Consider the following 7,081-nt stretch of genomic DNA (forward strand, 5'->3'; position numbering starts at 1 on the left):
CCAACGTAGCCATTGAATGGCTGAGGGTAGTCAACTAGGGCTTGGCAAGCCCCCACTTCAAAAGCCGTTAGGCTTTAAGTGGTGGGTAGTTGACTCATATATTGTTCAAAACCTCGCTTGCGCAACACGCACGCCGGGCATTCGCCGCAGCCGTCTGCGATGATGCCGTTGTAGCACGTGAGCGTCTTATCGCGCACAAATTCAAGCGCTCCCAACTCATCAGCAAGCTTCCACGTTTCCGCTTTATTGAGCCACATAAGCGGCGTATGAATGACAAATTCGTAATCCATTGCTAAATTGAGCGTCACGTTTAACGATTTAATAAATACATCGCGACAGTCCGGATAGCCGCTAAAATCTGTTTCACATACCCCTGTGACGAGATGGCGTGCCCCTTTTTGTTTGGCAAGCACGGCTGCAAATGATAAAAACAATAAATTACGCCCATCGACAAACGTGGACGGCAATTGTCCTTCTTTTTGCTCGATTGCTATATCGCTTCTTGTAAGCGCATTTGGTGCGAGCTGATTTAATAGCGACATATCAAGCACCGTATGGGGTACATTCAGCTCTTTAGCAATCGAAGCGGCAACGTCAATTTCAAGCCGGTGGCGTTGGTTATAGTCAAACGTCACCGCTTCCACTTCAGCGAAATGTTTTTTCGCCCAAAATAAACAAGTCGTGCTATCTTGGCCGCCGCTAAACACGACGACTGCTTTTTCTTTTTTCATCTTTCGCTCCCCTTTCTAACATCGTGAGAAGAAAGAGCGTTCTAAAACAAAAAAGCTATCCCTCTACGGACATAGCTATCCCTAGTTTTTTTATAGAGGGTGTTCTAGAACCTCTCCTGCGCCGCGCACAGAATTCTTCTTCAATTGTACGCCTAACAATATATCATAAAACATATATTCATTCTACAAAAAAAATTATGCTTTATTTGTGAACTGTTTTCAGGATATAATAACAACAAAAAAAGTTAGGTGATTCAACATGACAAAACGCCCTACATTTGATGCAGCGCTTCAACAACTGCGCGAAAAATTAATGACGATGGTGTCTGCTTCCCAACATGCTTTACACGAAGCAATTGAAGCACTCAAAACACAAGATTTGGCGAAAGCGGACGAAATTATCGAAAATGATAAAAAAATTAATGAGTTTGAGCGCGAAATTAATGAGCTTGCGATTATGACGATTTTAAAGCAACAACCGGTCGCATCCGATTTACGCCGATTAATTGTTGCGCTAAAAATTTCATCTGATGTAGAACGCATCGGAGATATCGCTGTAAACATCGCCAAATCCGTCAAATTTATCGGCACAGAACCGCACGTAAAACCGATCGTTCACATCCCTGAAATGGCGGCTATCGTCAACGAAATGTTAGATCATGCGCTTCATGCGTTCCATAACGATGATATTGAAGAAGCGAAACGCATCGCACTAGAAGATGATCGGGTCGATGAACTGCAAGGAAAAATCATTCAAGAGTTAATTGATTTGATGAGCGAAAAGCCAGAGTTCACGAACCAAATTACACAATTATCTTTCGTGACGCGCAATCTTGAGCGCGCCGGCGACCATGTTACTAATATCGCTGAAAATATTTTATATAGCGTTAAAGGAATTCGTATTGATTTGAATTATTAAACTTGAACGTGCCTCATCTTTATATGATTTGAGGTACGTTTTCATTTGTCGATTTTTCCTGTCGATGATGATATAATCGTGTCGGGGGGAGGTGAGTGAACATGGATGAGATGCTCAAACGTATTTTCGATGAACTTGCATCGCTACGCAAACATATGGCTACAAAAGACGATATCGCCAGCATCGAACAACGTATGGCTACAAAAGATGATATCGCCGCCATGGACAAGCGTATCGAACACATCGAACAAACGATGGCCACAAAAGACGATATCACTAGCATCGAGCAACGCATGGCTACAAAAGACGATATCGCCGCCATGGACAAGCGTATCGAACACATCGAACAAACGATGGCCACAAAAGACGATATCGCCAGCATCGAGCAACGTATGGCTACAAAAGACGATATCGCCGCCATGGACAAGCGTATCGGGCACATTGAACAAACGATGGCCACAAAAGACGATATCGCCAGCATCGAACAACGTATGGCTACAAAAGATGATATCGCCGCCATGGACAAGCGTATCGGGCACATTGAACAAACGATGGCCACAAAAGACGATATCGCTGATATCGAGCGACGTATGGCTACAAAAGACGATATCGCCAGCATCGAACAACGTATGGCTACAAAAGACGATATCGCCAGCATCGAACAACGTATGGCTACAAAAGACGATATCGCCAGCATCGAACAACGTATGGCCACGAAAGACGATATCGCCAGCATCGAACAACGTATGGCCACGAAAGATGATATCGCCAGCATCGAACAACGTATGGCCACGAAAGATGACATCGCAGATCTTCCTCTTATTAAACAAGCTGTATTTGAAATACTAGAAGCAGTCAATGAAATCCCAACGATCAAGCAAAACCTCGCTGACATGTCCGAGAAACTTGAAGATGTCATCGCAACCCAAGCACGACACGAGCTCGCGATTCAGTCGCTTGCTGTTCGATCACTTGTACATGAAAACGAAATTCGTGCACTAAAAGCAAAATAACGACGCAAAAGGCTGTCACAAACTTCCTTGGGACAGCCTTTTCCATTTATTTTTCCTCTTTTGCTAGTTGTTCAAACGACTTCACTTTCCCGTGCGGTTCATTTTGCGCTTGCTTACGAACGGTCCATTGTCGCTCTTTTTGTCGTTTCGATTGAGTCATTGTGCCACCTCCTCTTTTTATCATTTGTTCCTTTCTCTTTTTTATGACTTTTTTATTGTTTGAAAATTGTGTATATTTGAGATAAGGGGAAAAGGGGGAGAGGAAATTGCTACAATCAAAACAAAAGTGCAACGGGTCGCGAAAGAAGTCAAACGAGCGACTCGTTAACAAAAATGACCGAAAGTCTTGCCCATTTCCAAACGATGTCACATGAACTAAACGCTTTAATTCAACGAAATCGAACGCTGATGAAACAAACGACAAAAGAAGGCAACGAGCTACATGAAGCAATCACAGACATTTACACGATCGCCAACGACTTTACAAAAGTCGTTCACGAAACAGCAAGCGGTCTTGAACAACAAGCGATGAGCGTCCATCAACTTGCGAAAGAAGCAGCCGTGTTGGCGAAAAACGTCAATCAGCTGAAACAAATTTTACATCGGTTTGGCGTGGAATAAAGAGAAAAGGCGAGCCTAATGTGCATTGGCTCGCTCTTTTTTTGTGCGATAAACGTATGCCCCGATCCCGATGATGGAAAGAACGAACGGCAAAAGCATCTCCCCTGCTTCTAAACTAGCCAAAACGCTACATCCGAAACAAAAGAGAAGCGGCTGTTTTAACCACGCTTCATGGCTAAACATCCACCATTCTAACAATCCTATCGTAAACGCCAACACATACATCGTTCCGTCGTTAGGCAAAAAGTACTGGCTAAACGCAAACGCCCCCACCCATAGCGCAATGGCAGCCGGCAATAAAAGAAACGCTTCGTGCTCCCGCACACCGCGCTTAAATATATATATATGAACAATAAGTCCGAAAGAAAAAACAACTGTCGGCCATACACTGGCACGATACCATTGAATGATATGGAACGTTTCAAGCGTAAATAAAAGCAAACTGCCTACGCCGAAAGCAACCATCGCTTTTTTCACGCGCTCCCACCTCCTCTACATTCAATGTACTACACTTCTTTTTTTCTAGCTAGGCATTTTTCGATAGAAAAGTAAGAAAATAAAGATGATACTAACATACCCAAACAAAGGGTACAATACGGTTAAAAGCGCATGATACCCGACTAAACTAAACGCATACATCATAAGTAAAAGCACGATGAGAACAAAGGTCGGCGTTTGAGAAAAAAGCGCCAATTTCCGATGTAATCCGAATACGCCCGCGATAAACGAAGTGAAAATTTCACCATAAATAATGACAACATATAGCCCATAAAACGAAGCGAGCGAATGTTTCACGACTTCCGCCATTGGAATGCTGTAAGATAGCAAATTAGGAAGTAAAGAAAGCGCGAAATGACTGCTAAATAAAATAAACATAAGCAATAAGCCGCCAAGCCATCCCCCAAGACGAATCGCCCGTTCATCGTTCACTTCCGCCGCTAACGGAACGAGAACGACTTGAGCCATCGTTAAATTAAACGCCACATACGCAAACGGAGAGAAAAAAGCGGCAAGCGGCGGCTTTGTCCAAACGATCTCTCCCCCATTCATAAACGAAATCGATAAACTAAATACGATCATAAGCGGCACGACAATGAGATTGACGCTCAAAATGCCGTTTAAACCAAACAACATCGTCACAAAAGCGAGCAACACCGTCAACACGAGTCCGACAAATGCTGGCATATGAAGCTGTTCCTCAAATACCGCCCCCGCCCCAGACAACATGACAGATGTGACAGAAAATAACACAAAAAACATAAACACGTTCACGACGACGCCCACTTTCCCAAACAAATATGCATTCATTTGTTCATACGATCGCGCATGAAGACGATTGGCCATAATCATTAAACGCGTCCCTAAAAAAATAAATAGCCATCCGCTGAACGCAATCGTCACCATCCCGATCGCACCGTACTGTGTAAAAAATTGCACAATTTCTTTCCCTGTCGCAAACCCTGCCCCAACAACGGTTCCGACATACACAAACGCAATTTGCATCGCGCGCATCCACATAACGCTCTCCCCCACTCGTCCATTTTTTCTATATATATGAAAAAAAACGGCGAATATTTTCCGCCGTTTTTCTTATTCTACTACTACGTCCACTTTTGGCATGTTATGCATATTTTTCGCTGTCACATGCGCCACGACAGAGTACGTCCCTTTTGTCGGAAACGTATAACGCGCGACGTACTTTCCATCGCCGACATGCGTTCCTTCAATCATTTCGCGGTTTTCCTCGCCGTGCTTCCATACTTCAAATTTTACTTCCGATGCATCGGTCACTTTTTCCTCGCCGTATGTCGCAAAACAAGCGAGCTCTACTTCTTCATTGACCGGAAGCTTCTCCTCGATCGCCATCTTGACGTCTAAATACGCCAATGTTTCTTCTTCAGCCGCATTGGCGCAACCGGCGACAACGAGCAAAACGAACGAAAACAACAATAGCCACTTTTTCATATTCATCCCCTTCCATGTTACAATGGTATTGTCAAAAGTTTTAAAGACATACCCTAAGTTTTTATTGATTTTATGCGGTTTTCGACAAAAAAAGCTTGCCACCCCTGCTGTTTTTGGTACGATTGAGGTAACCACACACCCAATCCAAACAAAGGAGTGACAAGCTTGTTACCTCAATTATTAATCAAATGTCTTCAAATAATCAAGACCCAATATCAAATCATTATTTATTTACTAGGTGTACTTTTTGGAAAGTCCCTCACAGACTGGGATGACGAAGAACCGGTGAATCAATCGTATCAGAAACTCCAAGTCGATGAACTGCCTGTCATCGAAACGCTTCCGCGTTTAGACTATCGTCATCTTCTTGTCGAATACGAACAACAACACGGAAAACCGTTGAAGCCGATCAAGAGGCACGCGAACACGAAAACCACGGTGCCTGATGCATTGACGTGTCCACAGTGCCAAGCGCCATCTAATTATGTGTACGCCAACAACGGAGGTAAAGGGCAGTATCAATGCAAAGTGTGTCGTTGCCGTTTCAACCATCGTAGCCGTTTTGCCAAACAAGTGATTTTTCGGTGCCCACATTGTTTAAAGGCACTCGAGAAAATCAAAGAGCGCAACGATTATTACATCCACAAATGTAAGAATGATGATTGCTCGTTTTACCAAGCAAACTTGCGACAGATGACACCTCAGGAAAAAGAACAGTTTCAACATGCGCCGTATGCCTTTAAAGTTCGATACATTTTCCGTGAGTTTCTCTTTGATTTTCAGCCGTTGGCACCGTCGTCACCGATACAGTCGAAGGTGGATTTGTCGCGTCTTTCCGTGTCTTCGCATACACTCGGACTCATCTTGACGTATCACGTCAACTATGGGCTCTCCGCGCGGAAAACAGCGAGGATCATGAAAGACATTCATGGGTTGTCGATTTCTCATCAGACCGTCATCAACTATGCCAACAGTGTTGCGCTGATCGTCAAACCTTTCATCGATCACTTTCCTTACGAACTGTCTGGTTCTTTTTGCGGCGACGAGACGTATATCCGCGTCAAAGGGTGCTGGCATTACTTGTTTTTTATGTTTGATGCCGTGAAAAAGGTCGTGCTGTCTTACCGGGTCTCTCCACATCGGGATACACTCTCTGCCATCCGTGCGATCGATGATGTTCTCAAGAAACTGCCGTCCATTCCTGAAGATTTGTCTTTTGTCGTCGATGGCAACCCGATCTACTTGTTGGCGCAGCACTTTTTCGCCCAACAAGGGATTTCTTTCGATGTCCGTCAAGTCATCGGGCTGACAAACGAGGATCCTGTGTCCGAGGAATATCGACCACTTAAACAGATCATTGAACGATTCAACCGAACGTTTAAAGGCAACTACCGACCGACTCATGGGTTTGGCGCAGAAGAAGGCTCGGTTTCCTTTGTCACACTCTTTGTGGCGTATTTCAACTTCTTGCGTCCGCATAGCGCGTTAGAAAAACGGGTACCGGTCGTCATCCCAGCATTAGAGAGCCTTCCGCATATGCCGGCACGTTGGGCAAGGCTCATTGTCATGGCTCAAGAGATGTTGACCCAACAAGCTGCATCCTAAGGACGGATTCGGCGGAGCGTACCCTTGACCATCCGAACCTCGCCAAAGGTAAAATCAGGATAGGGCAAGGGCTGCTTTCCTATGCCCTTCTTTTCTGCCCTTGCCCTTACTGACCGTTTTTCTCCTTTGGCGAGTGTTGGTCAAGGGCGAATCCAATTCCACTATCCTCTTTATTTTCCTTCAACAGGTAGACCATGATGACTTTTCATAGATTTTTTGACGCTACC

9 protein-coding genes and 1 riboswitch are annotated in these 7,081 nt (G+C 44.4%); of the genes, 4 read left to right on the plus strand and 5 right to left on the minus strand.

Features of this window, described 5'->3' with window-relative positions; genetic code table 11:
- Positions 1-74 precede the first annotated feature (74 nt).
- Positions 75-731, minus strand: coding sequence for a 7-cyano-7-deazaguanine synthase QueC (queC, locus tag BM213_RS13620; protein ID WP_091705036.1), 657 nt, complete (start codon positions 729-731; stop codon positions 75-77).
- Positions 732-806: 75 nt separating this feature from the next.
- Positions 807-851, minus strand: a riboswitch (PreQ1 riboswitch).
- Positions 852-990: 139 nt separating this feature from the next.
- Here queC and phoU point away from each other — a divergent pair.
- Both phoU and BM213_RS13630 read left to right on the plus strand, forming a co-directional pair.
- Positions 991-1,650: a phosphate signaling complex protein PhoU gene (gene phoU / locus BM213_RS13625; RefSeq protein ID WP_004891436.1), complete on the plus strand. Its 660-nt coding sequence runs from the start codon at positions 991-993 to the stop codon at positions 1,648-1,650.
- A gap of 101 nt (positions 1,651-1,751) precedes the next feature.
- Positions 1,752-2,663: a hypothetical protein gene (locus BM213_RS13630; protein ID WP_091705039.1), complete on the plus strand. Its 912-nt coding sequence runs from the start codon at positions 1,752-1,754 to the stop codon at positions 2,661-2,663.
- 46 nt (positions 2,664-2,709) lie between these two features.
- Here BM213_RS13630 and BM213_RS15095 read toward each other — a convergent pair whose 3' ends face one another.
- Positions 2,710-2,823, minus strand: a complete 114-nt coding sequence (locus tag BM213_RS15095) for a DUF6254 family protein (RefSeq protein WP_003396753.1) — start codon at positions 2,821-2,823, stop codon at positions 2,710-2,712.
- 173 nt (positions 2,824-2,996) lie between these two features.
- Here BM213_RS15095 and BM213_RS13635 point away from each other — a divergent pair, with 173 nt between their 5' ends.
- The gene (locus tag BM213_RS13635) at positions 2,997-3,284 is read left to right on the plus strand and encodes a hypothetical protein (RefSeq protein ID WP_244149304.1); all 288 of its coding nucleotides are present in this window, start codon (positions 2,997-2,999) and stop codon (positions 3,282-3,284) included.
- A 15-nt stretch (positions 3,285-3,299) separates the two neighbouring features.
- On the opposite strand, the gene BM213_RS13640 is transcribed toward BM213_RS13635, so the two are convergent.
- The 3 genes from BM213_RS13640 to BM213_RS13650 all read right to left on the minus strand — a co-directional run bounded on the left by BM213_RS13640 (position 3,300) and on the right by BM213_RS13650 (position 5,249).
- Entirely contained in the window at positions 3,300-3,749 is a 450-nt protein-coding gene (locus BM213_RS13640; RefSeq protein ID WP_091705045.1) for a hypothetical protein, read from the minus strand.
- A gap of 57 nt (positions 3,750-3,806) precedes the next feature.
- Positions 3,807-4,802, minus strand: a complete 996-nt coding sequence (locus BM213_RS13645; protein ID WP_091705043.1) for a YkvI family membrane protein — start codon at positions 4,800-4,802, stop codon at positions 3,807-3,809.
- Between the two features lie 72 nt (positions 4,803-4,874).
- Positions 4,875-5,249, minus strand: a complete 375-nt coding sequence (locus BM213_RS13650) for a FixH family protein (RefSeq protein WP_003396758.1) — start codon at positions 5,247-5,249, stop codon at positions 4,875-4,877.
- A 165-nt stretch (positions 5,250-5,414) separates the two neighbouring features.
- On the opposite strand from BM213_RS13650, the gene BM213_RS13655 reads away from it, so the two are divergent.
- Positions 5,415-6,854, plus strand: a complete 1,440-nt coding sequence (locus BM213_RS13655; protein ID WP_064214575.1) for a DDE-type integrase/transposase/recombinase — start codon at positions 5,415-5,417, stop codon at positions 6,852-6,854.
- Positions 6,855-7,081: the final 227 nt, after the last annotated feature.

It is taken from the genome of Anoxybacillus pushchinoensis (assembly GCF_900111795.1).
In the GTDB taxonomy this organism is placed as follows: domain Bacteria; phylum Bacillota; class Bacilli; order Bacillales; family Anoxybacillaceae; genus Anoxybacillus; species Anoxybacillus pushchinoensis.

What these genes read in the sequence shown, in the direction of transcription:
- BM213_RS13630 (WP_091705039.1), top strand. Translation starts at nt 1,752, where the DNA reads ATGGATGAGATGCTCAAACGTATTTTCGATGAACTTGCATCGCTACGC.
- BM213_RS13635 (WP_244149304.1), top strand. Translation starts at nt 2,997, where the DNA reads ATGACCGAAAGTCTTGCCCATTTCCAAACGATGTCACATGAACTAAAC.
- BM213_RS15095 (WP_003396753.1), bottom strand. Translation starts at nt 2,823, where the DNA reads ATGACTCAATCGAAACGACAAAAAGAGCGACAATGGACCGTTCGTAAG.
- BM213_RS13640 (WP_091705045.1), bottom strand. Translation starts at nt 3,749, where the DNA reads ATGGTTGCTTTCGGCGTAGGCAGTTTGCTTTTATTTACGCTTGAAACG.
- phoU (WP_004891436.1), top strand. Translation starts at nt 991, where the DNA reads ATGACAAAACGCCCTACATTTGATGCAGCGCTTCAACAACTGCGCGAA.
- BM213_RS13650 (WP_003396758.1), bottom strand. Translation starts at nt 5,249, where the DNA reads ATGAAAAAGTGGCTATTGTTGTTTTCGTTCGTTTTGCTCGTTGTCGCC.
- queC (WP_091705036.1), bottom strand. Translation starts at nt 731, where the DNA reads ATGAAAAAAGAAAAAGCAGTCGTCGTGTTTAGCGGCGGCCAAGATAGC.
- BM213_RS13645 (WP_091705043.1), bottom strand. Translation starts at nt 4,802, where the DNA reads ATGTGGATGCGCGCGATGCAAATTGCGTTTGTGTATGTCGGAACCGTT.